The sequence below is a fragment of the Paenibacillus sp. GQ49 genome (assembly GCF_059759055.1).
Genome location: NZ_JCAXEL010000008.1, coordinates 169,172 through 186,021, shown reverse-complemented (window position 1 = coordinate 186,021; position 16,850 = coordinate 169,172). Strand labels below are relative to the sequence as shown.

At 50.4% G+C, this 16,850-nt stretch carries 13 protein-coding genes; all 13 read left to right on the top strand.

Annotated features, from left to right (window positions below; all coding sequences use genetic code 11):
* The first annotated feature begins 22 nt into the window (after positions 1-22).
* Positions 23-1,645, top strand: a complete 1,623-nt coding sequence (locus AC6CIF_RS16195) for a PucR family transcriptional regulator (protein ID WP_498200438.1) — start codon at positions 23-25, stop codon at positions 1,643-1,645.
* A 239-nt stretch (positions 1,646-1,884) separates the two neighbouring features.
* A complete protein-coding gene (pucL, locus tag AC6CIF_RS16190) occupies positions 1,885-3,390 on the top strand; it encodes a factor-independent urate hydroxylase (protein WP_498200436.1) in 1,506 nt (501 codons plus the stop codon).
* A complete protein-coding gene (gene uraH / locus AC6CIF_RS16185) occupies positions 3,390-3,767 on the top strand; it encodes a hydroxyisourate hydrolase (protein ID WP_498200435.1) in 378 nt (125 codons plus the stop codon). Before pucL ends, uraH begins: the two co-directional genes overlap by 1 nt.
* A gap of 43 nt (positions 3,768-3,810) precedes the next feature.
* The gene (gene allB / locus AC6CIF_RS16180; protein ID WP_498200434.1) at positions 3,811-5,214 is read left to right on the top strand and encodes an allantoinase AllB; all 1,404 of its coding nucleotides are present in this window, start codon (positions 3,811-3,813) and stop codon (positions 5,212-5,214) included.
* A complete protein-coding gene (locus tag AC6CIF_RS16175; RefSeq protein ID WP_498200433.1) occupies positions 5,211-6,518 on the top strand; it encodes a M20 family metallo-hydrolase in 1,308 nt (435 codons plus the stop codon). Before allB ends, AC6CIF_RS16175 begins: the two co-directional genes overlap by 4 nt.
* A 6-nt stretch (positions 6,519-6,524) precedes the next feature.
* A complete protein-coding gene (locus tag AC6CIF_RS16170) occupies positions 6,525-7,766 on the top strand; it encodes a pyridoxal-phosphate-dependent aminotransferase family protein (RefSeq protein WP_498200432.1) in 1,242 nt (413 codons plus the stop codon).
* Positions 7,760-9,355 (top strand): gamma-glutamyltransferase, encoded by a 1,596-nt coding sequence (gene ggt / locus AC6CIF_RS16165; protein ID WP_498200430.1) that lies wholly within the window; start codon positions 7,760-7,762, stop codon positions 9,353-9,355. Before AC6CIF_RS16170 ends, ggt begins: the two co-directional genes overlap by 7 nt.
* Before the next feature lie 137 nt (positions 9,356-9,492).
* Positions 9,493-10,815, top strand: coding sequence for a 5'-deoxyadenosine deaminase (locus AC6CIF_RS16160; RefSeq protein ID WP_498200429.1), 1,323 nt, complete (start codon positions 9,493-9,495; stop codon positions 10,813-10,815).
* 42 nt (positions 10,816-10,857) lie between these two features.
* Entirely contained in the window at positions 10,858-12,135 is a 1,278-nt protein-coding gene (locus tag AC6CIF_RS16155; RefSeq protein WP_498200428.1) for an XdhC family protein, read from the top strand.
* A complete protein-coding gene (locus tag AC6CIF_RS16150) occupies positions 12,101-12,748 on the top strand; it encodes a nucleotidyltransferase family protein (RefSeq protein WP_498200427.1) in 648 nt (215 codons plus the stop codon). The genes AC6CIF_RS16155 and AC6CIF_RS16150 overlap by 35 nt, the downstream gene beginning before the upstream one ends.
* A gap of 290 nt (positions 12,749-13,038) precedes the next feature.
* Positions 13,039-13,953, top strand: coding sequence for an FAD binding domain-containing protein (locus AC6CIF_RS16145; protein WP_498200426.1), 915 nt, complete (start codon positions 13,039-13,041; stop codon positions 13,951-13,953).
* Between the two features lie 33 nt (positions 13,954-13,986).
* Positions 13,987-16,314: a xanthine dehydrogenase subunit D gene (pucD, locus tag AC6CIF_RS16140; RefSeq protein ID WP_498200424.1), complete on the top strand. Its 2,328-nt coding sequence runs from the start codon at positions 13,987-13,989 to the stop codon at positions 16,312-16,314.
* Positions 16,311-16,829, top strand: a complete 519-nt coding sequence (locus tag AC6CIF_RS16135) for a (2Fe-2S)-binding protein (protein WP_036673756.1) — start codon at positions 16,311-16,313, stop codon at positions 16,827-16,829. Before pucD ends, AC6CIF_RS16135 begins: the two co-directional genes overlap by 4 nt.
* Positions 16,830-16,850: the final 21 nt, after the last annotated feature.

Below are 16,850 nucleotides of genomic sequence, written 5' to 3'. Positions count from 1 at the left end.
ATATATATGGGAGGTAGTGTCCATGCAACTTACGGTTAAAGAGGCTTTACAGGTATACCCGTTGTCAGAGGCCAAACTGGTTGCGGGTGGAGAAGGGACTTCACGGATGATGAAATCCGTTAACGTCATGGACGCTCCTGATATCGCGGATTGGATCAAATCCGGAGAAATGTTGTTCACCACCGCTTTTATTATGAAAGACAGTGAAACGGATGCACTGCGTTTGATGCGACGTTTGAATGAACGCGGCTGTGCAGGACTCGGCATCAAGCTGGGACGTTTCTGGCAGTCCATTCCCCAAGGTATTGTCGAGGAAGCTGATCGGCTTCGTTTGCCGCTGCTTGAACTCCCCTTTCAATTCACCTTCTCGGACCAGATGAATGCCTTGTTCAAGGCTGAACATGAACGTAGCAACCGATTGTTGCATGAGGTTGTGCAAAAGCAGAAAAAATTAATGCAGTTTGCACTGCAACAGCAGCCACATCGGAATGTGTTTGCCGAACTTGCCACGGTGCTGAACTATCCGCTTGCCGTCATTGGTTCACGTGGGCATGTGCTCTATGGGAGTGAAGGCATCGCAGGGGATGCCGTAACCCAAGGCTGGCCTTGGAAATCCGTCATGCACCGAGTGAAATGGAATCAGGGAAGTTGTCATCGCGTACCGATTAAACAAAATGATGAAGAATACGGATCGTTGCTTGTGTTTACCGATTCAGCCTTATCCCTTCGAGCGGAAGAAGAGCTGTTCCAGCAGGCTGCCGATGTACTGGCATTTTATATGGATATGACTTATCGCGAGCATATTAATCCAACCGTGCAAGATGAGATGCGTACGCTGCTTTCACAGTATCTGGATAACAAAATGACCATCCAGGAAATGACCACTTTGAGTGAAAACAAAGGTGTACATTTGTTCCAGGGAACTTATCAATGCGTACTGATTACGCTTGAGCCGACTCTGTTTGCCGAGGGGAAGCTGCTTAAACAGATTCATCGTGAGTTGCAATACAATCCGCTGATGCAGTTCACGGCCTCACAGCATTTTCAGATCGAAGATGGCATCCTGTCCATCTATACCTGTCCAACAGGGCGAGATTATGGAGAGGAACTGTCAGGTTTTCTGTTGAACCGGTTCGGTGATGTTCTGGCAGCACAAGAAGCAAAAGGGGCACCAGCTCCGCGTTTCTGGATCAGCAAAATGAAACATGAACCCAAATCGCTCCGTGAAGCGTACCAGGAGTGTCTGGATACACGGCAACTGGCTCGTCGATTCGGCATGAAAGACCGTGCGTTGCAATTCGAAATGCTCGAATTTGCCTATGTGTTCCAACACGTACCGGATAACATCATGGAGAACTACTGCAATAAAGTACTTGAACCGTTACTTGCCAGGGACGGTGACCCCAATCAGGTATTGATGAATACATTGGAGTCCTTTATCGAGAATGATGGACTGATCAATGAAGCTGCCAAGCAACTGTTTGTGCATCGCAACACGGTCACTTATCGTATGGAGAAAGTCGGCAGCTTGCTGCAAATGGACTTTAAGAAAACGAATGATCTGCTCAAATTAAAGCTGGTATTCACCTTCCGCAAGTTTGTGCGGGACAAAACAGCTTCAAGACCGCACAATGTCCAACTCTAGACCGCACATTGTGCAACATGACAATGCTACAGGGTCATACCCCCAAGAACCGCATTCCGTTGATGGAGTGCGGTTTTTTCATGTTTAAGGGTAACAAAAGCTGCTCTTCCCGTGCACAGCAAACAAATCACAACTCTGATGTTATGTTATATTACAAAATTGCGTAAATATTGTTGTCGCGACATTGAACGGCACTTAGAATGAAGAACAATAATCCACAACAGACCGGAGGTTCTAACATGAGCGACTTAATTAAACTTGTTAACAACTGGTCTATCACACAGTTTGTGCATACGTTTGGCGGCTTATTTGAGGAATCACCATGGGTGGCTGAGCGAGCCGGGCTTTTACGACCTTTTGATTCATTTGCACAGATGATGAAAGTGATGAAAAACGTGGTTCAGGCATCGGATGACCAGGTGAAGTTGCAGTTGCTTCGAAATCACCCGGATCTTGGAGCACGAATCAGCATGAGCAGCAACTCCGTTCAGGAGCAGGCTGGTGCAGGGCTGGATTCACTTTCACAGGAACAATTCAACGAAATTCAACAATTAAACAAAGCATACACAAGCCAATTTGGCTTTCCTTTCATATTGGCCGTAAAAGGCCATACCGCAAGCTCCATCCTCGAATCCATGAGGCAACGTCATCGCCGAGGCAAGGAAGAAGAATTCGAGACTGCATTGAAGGAAGTATTCAAGATCGCGGGCATTCGCTTGGAGCAGTGGCTTGCACAGATCGGTCATGAACATGAGTTCGTGAGCAAGCGAGCCGTAGTGCAGCAGCGGACGATGTATTACGGTAAAGGGGATGTGTGGATGTACCGTTCCTACGCCAAACCGTTGACGGGTATACAGTCCATTCCGGAATCTCCTTTTATGGGACGCAGTAATATTCTGTTTGGATTGAACATCAAGGTGGCTGTGCAGGGGGATGAATTCTTGCCTTCTTTTGCAGAAGGGGATAATTCGCTGGTGGTCGCAACCGATTCGATGAAAAACTTCATTCTCAAACATGCAGCGGATTACACAGGAGCGACGGTGGAAGGATTTCTTGCGCTGGTAAGTCGGCGTTTCCTGGAGACGTATCCGCAGATGAGCAAGGTTCAGATGACAGCGGACCAGATTCCGTTTGAAGATATACCCATTGGATTAGAAGGGAGATATCGACCGAGTGCGCTCGTATTTCGTTATTCGCAGAATGATCGGGCGACAGCTGCCGTGGAAGCAGAACGATCAGGAGACTCGATTGAACTCAGCAACCATTTCAGTGGTGTAGCCGATCTGAGACTGATCAAGGTCAAAGGCAGTGAATTTGCCGGATTCATGCAGGATGAATATACCACTCTTCCAGAGACATGGGATCGACCGTTATTTATTTTTCTGAACATCAATTGGCGTTATGAAGATCCGAGAGATGGCATCGACGATCAGCGCGGACGGTATGTGGCGGCGGAACAAGTCAGAGATTTGGCTGCTGCTGTATTTCATGAGTGTCGATCCGCTTCTATTCAACATCTGATCTATCAGATTGGACGAAGGTTGTTAAGTCGATTTGAGCAACTGAGTGAGATTTCATTTGAGTCCAACAATCGGACATGGGAGACAGTGCTGGAGGAAGTAAAAGAGGGGGAAGGCAAAGTATTTACCGAGCCTAGACCGCCATATGGATTCCAGGGTTTCTCGATGACAAGAGATGATCTGGGAACACACGGCCGAAACGCCGGGAAAGCAGGTGACGTCTGATGTCGATATCTGGTGGACGTATTACGACACATGTGCTGGATACATCCAAAGGCGTGCCTGCTGCGGGTGTTCGGATCAAACTGTATATCCTGAAGAGGGATGGAGAGCAGGAAATCAAGATAAAAGTTGCTGAGTCGGTGACCAATGCGGATGGGCGTTTGGATGCGCCGCTGCTGGCTGGAGGCAAGTTGGAGCAAGCCATATATGAGCTTCAATTCCATGTCGAGAGTTATTATGGACAGCGTTCGTTGGAGGAGCTGGGGCAGGCATTGTGGACGGTCGTTCCAATTCGTTTTGCCGTATCTGATGCATCAAGCCATTACCATATTCCATTATTGATTGCTCCAGGAGGTTACAGTACATACCGGGGAAGCTGAATATGCACACATCCGGTTCTGATTCAGGGGGAGGGTCATCCACATGACAACATTTGATACCATCATCCGGGGGGCCCGGGTAGTGCTGAGAGATCGGGTAGAACAACTGGATATTGGCATAACTGGTGAAAAAATAACGGAACTATCCACGCGGCTGACCGCTGGTGAAGCGACTTGCATCATAGAAGCTGAGGGGCTTACAGTGATGCCGGGTGTCGTGGACATTCATGTACATTTCAATGAACCCGGACTCGCCAGTTGGGAGGGATTTCGATCGGGTTCGGCAGCCCTTGCCGCAGGGGGAATCACGACCTATGTCGATATGCCGCTTAACGGGGTACCACCAACCACAAGGCCGGAAGCATGGGAGATGAAAAAGAAAGCATCTGCAGACCAATCCTATGTTGATTATGCGTTCTGGGGAGGTTTGGTTCCCGGCAATCGTGATGAACTTGTTCCACTGGCAGGGTTGGGTGCTGCCGGATTCAAGGCATTTATGTCTGAGCCGGGAGGCGAAGGGGAAGATATCTTTGCCAGGGCCGATGACCACACGCTATTGGACGGAATGCACGAAATTGCAACATTAAACCGTGTGCTGGCACTTCATGCAGAGGACGAAGGCATGGTTGCCGAACTTGGTGCAAAAAGCATTGCGGAGGGAAAGACTGGACCAATGGACTATGTCCGGTCCCGTCCTGTGGAAGCCGAAGTCGTCGCGGTTGCGCGAGCGTTGAAATACGGTGAACAGACCGAGTGTGCGCTGCATTTTGTGCATATTAGCACCCGGGAAGCACTGGATCTAATTGCAGAAGCAAAACGGCGTGGGCAGGATGTGACTTCGGAGACATGCCCTCATTATCTGACGCTGGTCGATCAGGATGTGGTCCGTTTGGGTGCTGTGGCGAAATGCGCTCCACCGCTTCGCAGCTCTTCCGAACAGGAGCAGTTATGGGATGCACTGACTTCGGGATTGATTGATGTTATTGCCTCAGACCATTCTCCATGTCCACCATCCATGAAACAATCTGATAACTTCTTTGAAATCTGGGGCGGCATATCCGGTGCACAAAGCACACTGCTAATCATGCTGGAGGATGGACATCTTCAGCGAAATATCGACCTCCCGTTGCTCGGAAGAGTTCTCTCCCTGCAACCTGCCAGAAGGCTTGGTCTGGAGAGTAAAGGGGAGATTGCCATTGGCAAGGATGCAGATCTGGTCCTGATTGACTGGGAGAAGAGCACAATCCTGAACACGGAGGATCTGCTCTATACGCATAAACAGAGCCCGTATGTGGGACGTACATTTAAGTGTCAGATTGCAGACGTATTTTGCCGTGGGCAGCGCGTTTACAACTCGGAATCCGGGTTATCTCCTGTGCCTATCGGGCAACACATTGCGGCTTACTCTTCTAGTCCCATCGAAGCGGGAACGGAGGAGACGTCATGAATGAGTCTGGAGTATACCGGTCATCCGGTACAAATAACGCACCTCTTCCTTTGCCAGATGTGGAACAGGTGGAGCTGCAAGCCATGCTTGACTGGCTGTCGACCTATGGTGCGGATGCACAGGGTGGCGTCACACGACTGTTGTATGACTCGGCTTGGTGTGAAGCACAAGGTGCTCTTGCTGCCAAAATGCAGGAGAAAGGGCTGTCTCCCGAATTTGACCAGTCCGGTAATCTGTATGGCACACTCAAGAGCGAGGGTAAGGAATCAGCGACGGGTGCTGAAGTATTACCGATTGTGACCGGATCACATATTGATACGGTGGTGTATGGCGGCAAATATGATGGTGCTTACGGTGTGGTGGCGGGTGTCCTTGCTTTGGAATATTTACAGAAGCATTTCGGAGCACCGAAGCGCACACTTCAAGTGGTATCGTTATGCGAAGAAGAGGGAAGTCGATTCCCTTTTGCGTATTGGGGTTCACGCAGTATAACAGGAATCACGACTCTGGAAGATGTAGAGCATCTGAAGGATCAAGACGGCATTACCTTTGCACAAGCGATCCGCGATGCAGGCTTTGGACCCGATAGTGCATATAGACCTGCCGCGAAAAATTACGGTGCCTTTATTGAGCTTCACATTGAGCAAGGTCAGGTTCTGGAACGTCTTGGACATTCGATTGGAGTTGTATCCGACATTGTAGGTCAGAAGCGGTTCAGTATCACCGTAAGCGGTGAAGCGAATCACGCGGGGACGACGCCGATGTCTTGGCGCAAAGACGCACTTGCCGGAGCAGCCGAGATGATTACTGCAGTAAGAAATATCGCATTGGAAGCAGGAGAACCGCTGGTAGCCACGGTTGGGCGAATCACAGCCGATCCAGGTGTTGGGAATGTGGTTGCAGCACGGGCGGTGTTTTCATTGGATATCCGCCATATCCGGCAGGAGAGTATTGATCGCTGCTGGCAGGATATGCTTCAGGCTTTTAGTCGAATCGCAGCCGAGCAGCAGCTCGGACTGGACTGGGAAGAACATCTGTCGGTAACGCCCATTCCTATGAATGCAGAGATGATCTCAGACATTCAGGATACCTGTGAGCAGGAGCAGTTGTCCTATTGGCTGATGCCAAGCGGCGCGGGACATGATTCGCAGATTTTTCAGCCAGCTTGTCCAACAGCCATGATATTTGTGCCAAGTCAGGACGGTATCAGTCATAATCCACTTGAATATACAGCTGAAGCAGACCTGATGCACGGTTTTCGGGTTCTGGTCCGGCTACTCTATAAATACGGTTACGGGAGTTGAATGAAGATGTCCACCTATAAAGAGTTATCTCCGTCCTTGCGGACCATTATGACCCCGGGACCGGTTGAAGTTGATCCACGTGTTCTCAGAGCATTATCCTTTCCGATCCTGGGGCAGTTTGACCCGGAGTTCACATCCTTGATGAACGAGACGATGGCGATGCTGCGTGAGTTATATATGACAGATAACGAGTGGTGTTATCCAGTCGATGGTACTTCCCGTTCAGGCATTGAAGCTGTGTTGGTTAGTTTGATCCAGCCCGGTGACAAAGTTCTCGTCCCGATCTACGGACGATTCGGACATCTGCTGGTTGAAATCTCGGAACGCTGTGGTGCGGAGGTCGTCTTCTTCGAAACGGAATGGGGAACGGTATTTGATCCGGAAGAAGTGATCAAGGCGATTCATACCCATAAACCGTGTCTGGTTGCGATGGTTCACGGTGAGACTTCCACCGGTCAGATGCAGCCCCTTGCCGAGATTGGCAAAGCCTGTCGCGACCTTGATATTTTACTCGTTGTTGATGCTGTAGCAACCATTGGCGGGACTCCGGTACAGACGGATGCCTGGCATCTGGATGCGGTGATGGGTGGAACGCAGAAATGCCTCTCCGTTCCTTCAGGGATGGCACCTCTCACGTACAACAGTCGTGTGGAACAGAAACTGATGAGCCGCAAAACAGTTGAACGCGGACTGCGAGATGCAACCAGTGCGCGGGCAGAAGGCCGCACCATTGCCAGCAATTATTTTGACCTGAGCCAATTGCAGGATTACTGGAGTTCAGCACGGTTGAACCACCATACGGAGGCAACTTCCATGCTCTACGGTCTTCACGAAGGGTTGCGCATTCTGCTGCAAGAAGGGTTGGAGGCCAGGTTCCAGAGACATCGGGTGAATGAACGTGCGTTGGTTGCCGGAATTCAGGGAATGGGATTGCAGTTGTATGGGGATATGTCCAGTAAACTTCCGGTGGTCACTTGTATCACAATTCCGGAGGGGATTGATGGTGAATCGGTGCGCAGCATGTTGCTGAACGATTTCAGCATTGAGATTGCCAGTTCATTTGGCCCGTTGAAAGGGCAGATCTGGCGGATCGGTACGATGGGATTCAGCTGCCAACGCAAGAACGTACTTCATGTGCTGGGAGCGCTGGAAGCTGTTCTTCTCCGTCATCGTCACGTGTTACCTGCCGGTGAAGCAGTGCAGGCGGCAATGGATGTGTATGCAGGGAAGGAGGGCGCTTTATGTTAAATCAGATGCCAATCTCCAGAGAAGTCATGGTTACTACTCCTCATTATCTGGCGAGTGCAGTGGGAAGCTCCATCCTCCAACAGGGCGGGAATGCTTATGATGCTGCTGTTGCGGTCAGTGCAGCGCTGGGTGTGGTATATCCGCATATGACCGGACTTGGAGGGGATGCTTTCTTCCTGATTCATGACGGAGCCAGCGGTGAGATTACCGCTTATAACGGAAGTGGCCGCTCAGCCGCAGGCATTCATGCGGATACGTTCAAAGCGATGGGCATGAATGCTATCCCTCAGCGCGGTGTCCTTAGTGCAATTACAGTTCCGGGGATGGTGGATGCCTGGTGGGAAGTATGGTCTCGGTACGGAAAGTTACCGTGGGAGCAATTGCTTGAACCTGCCGCGCAGTATGCAGAAAAAGGATGCCCTGTATCTCGGAATCTCCGCCTGTGGATGGAAAGGGATGAAGATTTCATTATGGGGCATACACCGCTGCGAGCGGTATTTGCGCCTTTGGGTACACTTTTGCAGGAGGGCGAGCTGCTGATCCAACCTGATCTTGCTGCCTCCATTCGTCTGATTCAGACGGGAGGGCGAGATACTTTTTATACAGGAGAACTTGCAGTTCGTCTGACTTCGGCTATTCGTGAGGATGGGGGCATGCTTGCACCAGCAGACTTTGCGGGTCATCGTGGCGAGTGGGTGAAGCCGGTTAGTACGGGGTATCGTGGTTATGAAGTTCATCAGATGCCGCCCAACTCGCAGGGTTTCTCCATGTTAATGATGTTAAATATGCTGGAGCATATTGATCTGTCCTCGGTTGCACGTACCTCACCGGAATTCTATCATCTGATGGCGGAAGTGGTAAAAAAGGCGTTTCGTGATCGTGACCGTTATCTGACGGACCCTGATTTCAGGGACATTCCGCTGGAACATCTGTTATCCAAGGGTTATGGAGACCAGTTGTGGAATGAGATTCAGGCTGCTCCACCTGTGGCCCAGCCGTTTTTGTCCAAAACAATAGGCCAGGACACGGCGTATGCAGCGGTTGTTGATAGCGAAGGCAATGCCGTTTCATTCATCCAAAGCCTGTATTTTGACTTCGGTGCAGCCTATGTTCCGGGGGATACGGGAGTTATCATGCAGAACCGGGGGTCTTTTTTCTCCTTAGATCCGAGGGATGCCAACGTACTGGAACCGAACAAACGCTCATTCCACACCCTTATGCCGGGCCTTGTTACACGAGATGGCAAACCTTATATGCTCGTGGGTACACAGGGGGGAGAAGGGCAGCCGCAGACACAATTATCTGTGCTTACCGGAGTGCTTGATTATGGGCTGAACATTCAGGAAGCAATCAGCCTGCCGCGTTGGGTGTACGGACGTACCTGGGGCGAAGAAGGCGATACGATGCGTGTGGAGAACCGATATCATGATGACGTATGTGCAACCCTTGCCCAGTGGGGACATAACGTTGAAGCGAGAGCGCCGTGGGACGGGATTATGGGACAATCGCAAGGCATTGTCATTCGTGAGGACGGCATGATTAGTGGCGCAGCAGATCCCAGAGGCGATGGCATGGCTATTGGGTGGTAACAGCTACATGAACACTTATAAGTTCAACTAGATATTTACACGATAACAGCAATCAGAAGGTTAACCTGTCATCGGAGTGAAAGTGTAAATATGTATGAGTTGTACTATATAGACAGACACAGATAGGGGAGATTGGCATGGGAACGATCCTGCTGAAAGGCGCACAGCTTGTGACGATGAATGCAGAAGAGGAAGTGTTCATTGGAGATCTGTTGATCGAGGATAACAAAATTAAGGAGATTGCAGCTCGCATTGACGTTCAGGCAGACCAGGTCTTGGATGCTCGTGGTAAAGTGCTGCTGCCAGGCTTCATCCAGACGCATATTCATCTGTGTCAGACCTTGTTCCGTGGACGTGCGGATGATTTGGAACTGATGGATTGGCTCCGTCAACGTATCTGGCCGCTGGAAGCAGCGCATGATGAGGAGTCCGTGTATTATTCGGCAATGCTCGGATTGGGCGAATTGATCTCTAGCGGAACCACGACCATTCTTGATATGGAGACGGTACATCACACAGACTCGGCGTTTCAGGCGATGGCACAGAGTGGCATCCGGGTCATCTCCGGCAAGGTAATGATGGATCATGGAGACGAGGTTCCGGAACCCCTGCGTGAGGATACAGCAACTTCGCTGCAACAGAGTGTGGATCTGCTGGAGAAATGGAACGGGTTTGGCGGAGGTCGCATTCAATATGCTTTCTGTCCACGCTTCGTTGTATCGTGTACCGAAGAATTGCTGGTAGAGGTGCGCGACCTGTCGAATAAATATCATGTCAAAGTCCACACCCATGCCTCCGAGAATCGCGGAGAGATCGAACTGGTAGAACACGAACGCGGAATGCGTAACATCGTATACCTCGATCATATCGGTCTGGCGACCCCCAGATTGGTGCTGGCACACTGTGTATGGCTGAGTGAAGAAGAGAAAGAGATCATCCGCAAGCGCGGAGTCAAAGTCACCCACTGCCCTGGATCGAATATGAAACTTTCCTCCGGGGTAGCCGATATTCCGGATCTGCTGAATCGTCAGATCGCCGTTGGGATTGGGGCCGATGGTGCCGCATGCAACAACAATCTGGATATGTTTCAGGAGATGCGCCTCACAGCCCTGATGCAGAAGATTCCTCATGGTCCAACAGTGATGGATGCCCGGACTGTATTACGCATGGCTACCATGGGAGGAGCAGAGGTGCTTGGCTTGTCGAAGGAAATTGGCAGTCTCGAAGTGGGCAAAAAGGCAGATATGCTGCTGCTGGATCTGGATGATTTCCACACGTACCCTTCCTATGAGACGGATGTCTATTCCCGCGTAGTGTATTCCGCAACACGTAGCTGTGTGGATACCGTTATTATTGACGGAAGTATCGTGCTCCAGAATCGTAAGATTCAGACGATTGATCGTGGCATTGTGCTGCGTGAGTCGGATAAGAGTATTGCAAGATTGATGAAACGTATCTGATCGAAGGAAGTTTATGCAATTCCAGAAAGGATGGAGACCACTATGGAAATGCATGATCTGTGTGCAATCGCAGCCCGTGAAACGCGCTGCGTGCTCGCAACAGCGATCAAGGTAGAGGGTCATGCTTACCGTAAGCAGGGAGTCTCTATGCTGTTGACCGAGGATGGTAAAATGGTTGGCAGTATCAGTCCGGGATGTCTGGAGAGTGATCTTCAGGCCCGGGTGAGCCATGTGCTGGATACGAAGCAGATGGAATTCGCGGAATACGACATGCGTCCCGAGGATGATCTGTCCTGGGGTGAGACGATTGGCTGCGGCGGACTCGTTGTTGTGTTGCTTGAACCTGTGTGTGGTGAACTCCGATATACGTTACAGAAGATGCTTGAGTGTTTTCAATCCGGCATCGCAACAGCGTTAACACGAACGTTCCAAGATGATTATACGAAGGTTCAATATAACTGGAAACGGATTGAACCAACGGGTACTCGGCGTCAGCCAATCTTGCGTCCTTCGCTCGTCCCTCCTCATGATCGCGTGGCGAATTATAATCCAGCTTCATTGCAGGTTGATGGACACAGCAGTGGGAATATCAAGTATGAACATGCGGTATCAAAACAACATTCTCCCGACATACCTCGCCTTACGCTTGTGCCTGAAGTGGTAACTGCTACGTCAAACGAATCTCACTCTTCCCATCTATCCGGTGATTCACAACATATCTCTGATACTGATGCTGAAATACCTACAAATGACGGGATTTCAACGAATCCTTGGGAGCTTCCGCAGCAACTTACTTCGCTGTACACGCCTAAATCTCGCCTGATTATCATCGGAGCCGGGAATGATGTTATTCCTGTTGTCAGACTCGCCGGGTCTGCAGGATTCCGTGTTGTGGTAGCCGATTGGCGAGAGTCCTTGTGCACCTCGGAAAGGTTCCCAGAAACTGAACTTGTGCTTGGTTTCCCATGTGAGATCATGCCTCAGTTAAACGTAAACAACGGAGATTATTTGATTTTAATGAGTCACAATTTTCCCCGCGAACGTGAACTGTTGGAGATGGTAGTGGACTGTGAGTACGCGTATCTTGGCATCATGGGTTCCAAAACACGAACAGCCCGTCTGCTGGATGGCTTACCACCGTTGAAATATGTGCATTCTCCCGTTGGTTTGAGCATCGGAGCAGACGGTCCCGAACAGATCGCCATCAGCATTGCAGCGGAATTGATCGCATGTAAACATAAGGTTTCTTCCTTGAGTTCTGAGGTGCAGAGGGGGAGCGTTGCACATGCGAATGACGGGCATAGTTCTGGCAGCAGGTAAGAGTCGTCGCCTTGGTCGGGATAAACTCTCGGTTGTCATGCCTGACGGGAGGTCCCTGGCTGCATGGTCACTGGAAGCTGCGCTGAATTCGGAGTTGGATCAAGTGGTCTGTGTGGTCAAACCGGAAGATTCGCTGGCATGGCTGCCTGTAAAATGGTTTGATTCTGCCGCGTATGCCTATCATCCCTCAGCGAGACTTCGAATTGTGGTCTGTGCTGACTATGCCTGCGGCATGGCCAATTCTCTTCATTCTGGCGTATTGTCCGCCATGGAGTACAAACCGGAGGGCATCCTCATGCTGCTGGGGGATCAGCCTTTATTACAAGCACAGGATATCAATCAGGTGACCACAGCACTGGCTTCCCACAAGTTGTGTGACTATGTCGCAGCTACCGACGGTGAGGGAGGCAAGCCGCCCGTTGCTTTTCGCTCCCATATGTTCGGACCTCTGTTATCCTTGCATGGAGATGAGGGGGCACGTAAGATTATGCGCAGCGCTAACTATTCAGGTGTACATGTGCCACTGTCTGAGACTAGTTTCTGGGATGCGGATACAGAACCGGAATTGGAACGCATTCTGAGTCATGTATATGAATCACAGCAGACAGACTAAATAACAGGAGAAGATTAATGACTATGTATAATTTAATTACATGATCAGGTCAGCCAGGCAGTCTGGTTGGCCTGTTTGTCTTCTTTTCAAGTATGGTGAAAGAGAGCCAATGTTAGCTTTCGATAGATCATGATGCATCAAGCACAAATAAAACGCAGGTTTTATACATTTATCCAAAACGATGTAAAGGTAATTGACGTTGCTGCTGAACTCTCATATGATTTGAAGAATTATCTGGATCAGACGGTTGAATTTCCTGCCCAAGGAAGAGAGAGAAAGGGGATGCAGCGATGGTAACACCGGCATACGGTTCTGGAGCATTTCCATCGGTATGGCAGCCTGAGAACCTGCAAGAACTGCAAACGTTAAGAAGAAGACTCAAGGGGATATGTTGTTTCACGGCAGGTGGAACATTGCTACGAACCCAGTGGGAGGGCGGCTTGGTTCCAGCACCTGAACACATGATTAGTCTGGGTTGTATTCCTGAAATGAGCGGTATATCTATTCGTGGAGATGAGATGGTCATTGGCGCAATGACCCGATTAAAGGAATGTGCTGCACAAGCGTTGCTGCATCAACTGCCGATTCTGCAAGAAGCGGTGAACGCAATTGCTGCTCCTTCCATTCGAAATGTGGCAACCATTGGCGGGAACATTGTGTCCGGAGTAGGAGATACGCTGCCTGCTTTGCTTGTATATGATGCGGAGCTGCACTGGTTGACTGACAACGGCATTGAGATTCGCAGTGTGTCATCCTGGCTTCGAGGTGGACGGGATGGAAGTCGAAATCCAGGTGATGTGTTGATTTCCATTCATATTCCGATGAGACCGTCATCTATGTTCGATGTGATGGGTGAGCACACACCTGCTACACGAGAAGTTTCCTTTTACCGCAAGCTGGGTCGACGGGAGACGTTCAGTGCATCGCTGGTGACGGTTGCGTTGTATGGAGAGATGGACTCGGATAACCGCTGGACCAAGATTGCGATTGCGGCTGGCGGAGGCTCAGGCATGGCGATGCGACTGCTGGAGTCGGAACAACAGCTTCTTCGTAGCGAAGCTACTGTCATGCAAGCAGCAACTCTTGCAGCTGCTGTGACTGACGAGTTTACGACGTATGGCGATGCATTTGCAACAGAACATTATCGCAAACAGACCGCAGGCAACATGCTGGGCGCCGGGCTATGGCAGGCACTTCACGAATAGATGAATGGGATCAAACAAAGGGGGAGAGGCATCATGCTGCTGAATCGGAAACAGAGCGGAAAACGTTGGCACCTGAGGCCAGATGGGGCACCCAAAGTAACAGGCCAGCTTCAATATCTGACGGATATGACGCTACCTGACATGATTCATGGCAGAGTATTGCGAAGTGAATATCCTCATGCTCGTATACTGTCTATAGATACTTCGGAAGCTGAGGCGTTGGAAGGTGTCTATGCGGTTTTGACCTCCAAAGATGTGCCTGGTCTGAATCGTTTTGGTATTGCGACCCCGGATCAGCCTGTGTTCTGCGAGGATATTGTACGTTATGTTGGGGATGCCATTGCAGCGGTTGCTGCGGACTCCCCGGAACGTGCGGCGCTTGCACTGGATGCGATCCGTGTAGTGTATGAGGAACTCACACCTCTGAATAGTACAGATGCTGCCTTGGCTCCCGGTGCACCAGAGCTACATGAGCATGGACCAGGTAATGTGCTGCATCGCACGGAGATCAAACGTGGAGACGCCGAGGAAGCCTTTGCGACATGTGATCATATCGTAAAAGAGACATATTATACGCCTCGCCAGATGCATGCATACATGGAGACAGAAGGTGGCCTGTTTGTCCCGGACGAAGAGGGGCGGCTGAATGTTTACGCGGCAACGCAACATGGCTATAAAGACCGGATGCAGCTTGCGCGCATCATTGGCTGTCCTGAAGAAGATATCCGGGTGGTGTCTTCACCGATTGGTGGTTCATTTGGCGGAAAAGATGAACTAAATGTACAGCCTTATGGTGCATTGCTGGCCTTGAGATGCGGACGTCCTGTGAAAATGCATAATTCACGTAAAGAATCCGTGCGTGCAGGGTTGAAACGGCACCCAATGAAGATTGAAATGCAGACCGGCATGAGTCGAGAAGGCATCATCCAAGCGCATCGTGTCCGTATAACAGCAGATACCGGAGCGTACGCCACACTTGGTGCACCCGTACTGAACTTCTGTACCGAGCATTGCCTTGGACCGTACGCTATTCCAAATGTGGATGTGGAAGGTGTATCTGTATATACGAATAACGGGCTGTCAGGTGAGTTTCGCGGATTTGGCGGGAATCAGGCGATTTTTGCCATGGAAGGCCAGATGGATCGGCTTGCAGCAATCATGAACATGGACCCTTGGGAGTTCCGCAGACGTAATATGAGGGAAAAGAATGATCCTGGACCATTGAATCAACGCATTCTGGTTACGGATGGACTGTCCCAAGTGTGGGAGGCATTGGATCGCTCCGAACTGTGGCAAAAACATCAGAGTCCCCCGGCAGATCCTGCTCTGCCGCCGTGGATCAAACGCGGAGTCGGAGCAGCCATCGCCATGCATGGTGCAGGGCTAGGTTATGGCATTCCAGATCCTGCAGGAGGCCGCCTGTCCCTGAACAACGAAGGCAAGATTGAGGTGGCGTTCAGCTACGAGGAATTTGGTCAGGGGCTCATTGCAACGCTGGAAATTATGTTGTGTGATCTGTTCCAATGCAGTACGTCGGATCTCAGTATCATCATTGGAGATACGGATCGTGTGCCACACAGCGGATCAAGCACAGCTTCACGTTCAACAACGATGGCATGGATGGCTCTTCAACGCTTGCAGACTCCATTTCGTTCCCGTGTTCTGACTGTCGCGTCTGAAATGTCGGGCATTCCGGCAGAGCAACTGGTGACAGGACCTGGCGGTGTATGGCGCAAAGGCCAGCTTCCTGCCGAAACTTCAGAAGTAGAAACAGAATCAGGCTTATTGATCTCGTATGCTGAACTCGCAACGCAGGGCGAAGCCGATGAATGGATTTTCGATACAAAGTTTGATTATCCAACTACGCCGGACAATGTGGTAGGCGGGCATTATTTGTATACGTACGCGGCGGTTGCGGCAGAGGTGGAAGTAAATACTTTGACCGGAGAAACCAAGCTTCTTGATACGCGCCATGTTGTAGCGGCAGGCCCGGTTATCAACCCGATGGGTTATATCGGACAGATTGAAGGTGGCAGTGTCATGGCCCTTGGATTCACGTTGACCGAGGATGCGGTCATGCAGGACAGCCGTTATGTAACCACCAACCTCGACACGTATCTGATCCCAACCATTCAGGATATTCATACCAATCTGGAAGTTGAGGCTATTGAAGACTTGCCCGAAGGGGATTCATTTGGCCCTAGGGGGATCGGTGAGATAGGCTCCGTTTCGCTTGCGCCGGCCATAACAGCTGCAATTCACCAGGCGACAGGCGTATGGGTTAACCGTCTTCCTGTACCGAGGGAACAACTGGTCAGACCTTTAAATGTACCTTTGCAGGAAGGAGTGAGTCCATCATGAGTAAGCCACTTGAGAATCACTGGACAGCCGTTGTGAATGGCGAACAGAAACATCTGGAGATCGCGCAAACAACCCGACTTGTCGATGTGCTTCGGACTCATTTGCAACTAACGGGTACCAAAGTATCCTGCGAAGTTGGTCGCTGCGGCGCATGTATGGTTCTGATGGATGGAGAACCCGTGAATTCCTGTCTTGTCATGGCTTATCAATGTGAAGGAAGTGACATTATGACGATTGAAGGTCTGCACGGCGAGGAGAAAGGCACTCTGCATCCAATTCAACAGGCTTTTGTAGAGGAAGGTGGTTTTCAGTGCGGCTACTGTACTCCAGGCATGGTGATCTCAACCAAGGCATTACTGGATGCACATCCTGAGCCTTCTCAAGAACAGATTGAAACGGGATTATGCGGAAATCTGTGTCGTTGTACCGGTTACGGTGGCATTATTCGGGCGGTACGCAAGGCAGGGGAACGCTGTGTGGTAAAAGAAACGTCTGCCGAGGAAACCGTAAGTTGAGCCGGGACCTAGGCCGAAGAT

Excerpts from the sequence above, each read along its gene's own strand:
- AC6CIF_RS16145 (WP_498200426.1), top strand. The coding sequence starts at position 13,039 with ATGGTAACACCGGCATACGGTTCTGGAGCATTTCCATCGGTATGGCAG.
- ggt (WP_498200430.1), top strand. The coding sequence starts at position 7,760 with ATGTTAAATCAGATGCCAATCTCCAGAGAAGTCATGGTTACTACTCCT.
- AC6CIF_RS16150 (WP_498200427.1), top strand. The coding sequence starts at position 12,101 with ATGCGAATGACGGGCATAGTTCTGGCAGCAGGTAAGAGTCGTCGCCTT.
- AC6CIF_RS16170 (WP_498200432.1), top strand. The coding sequence starts at position 6,525 with ATGTCCACCTATAAAGAGTTATCTCCGTCCTTGCGGACCATTATGACC.
- uraH (WP_498200435.1), top strand. The coding sequence starts at position 3,390 with ATGTCGATATCTGGTGGACGTATTACGACACATGTGCTGGATACATCC.
- AC6CIF_RS16135 (WP_036673756.1), top strand. The coding sequence starts at position 16,311 with ATGAGTAAGCCACTTGAGAATCACTGGACAGCCGTTGTGAATGGCGAA.
- AC6CIF_RS16175 (WP_498200433.1), top strand. The coding sequence starts at position 5,211 with ATGAATGAGTCTGGAGTATACCGGTCATCCGGTACAAATAACGCACCT.
- allB (WP_498200434.1), top strand. The coding sequence starts at position 3,811 with ATGACAACATTTGATACCATCATCCGGGGGGCCCGGGTAGTGCTGAGA.
- AC6CIF_RS16155 (WP_498200428.1), top strand. The coding sequence starts at position 10,858 with ATGGAAATGCATGATCTGTGTGCAATCGCAGCCCGTGAAACGCGCTGC.
- AC6CIF_RS16195 (WP_498200438.1), top strand. The coding sequence starts at position 23 with ATGCAACTTACGGTTAAAGAGGCTTTACAGGTATACCCGTTGTCAGAG.
- pucL (WP_498200436.1), top strand. The coding sequence starts at position 1,885 with ATGAGCGACTTAATTAAACTTGTTAACAACTGGTCTATCACACAGTTT.
- AC6CIF_RS16160 (WP_498200429.1), top strand. The coding sequence starts at position 9,493 with ATGGGAACGATCCTGCTGAAAGGCGCACAGCTTGTGACGATGAATGCA.
- pucD (WP_498200424.1), top strand. The coding sequence starts at position 13,987 with ATGCTGCTGAATCGGAAACAGAGCGGAAAACGTTGGCACCTGAGGCCA.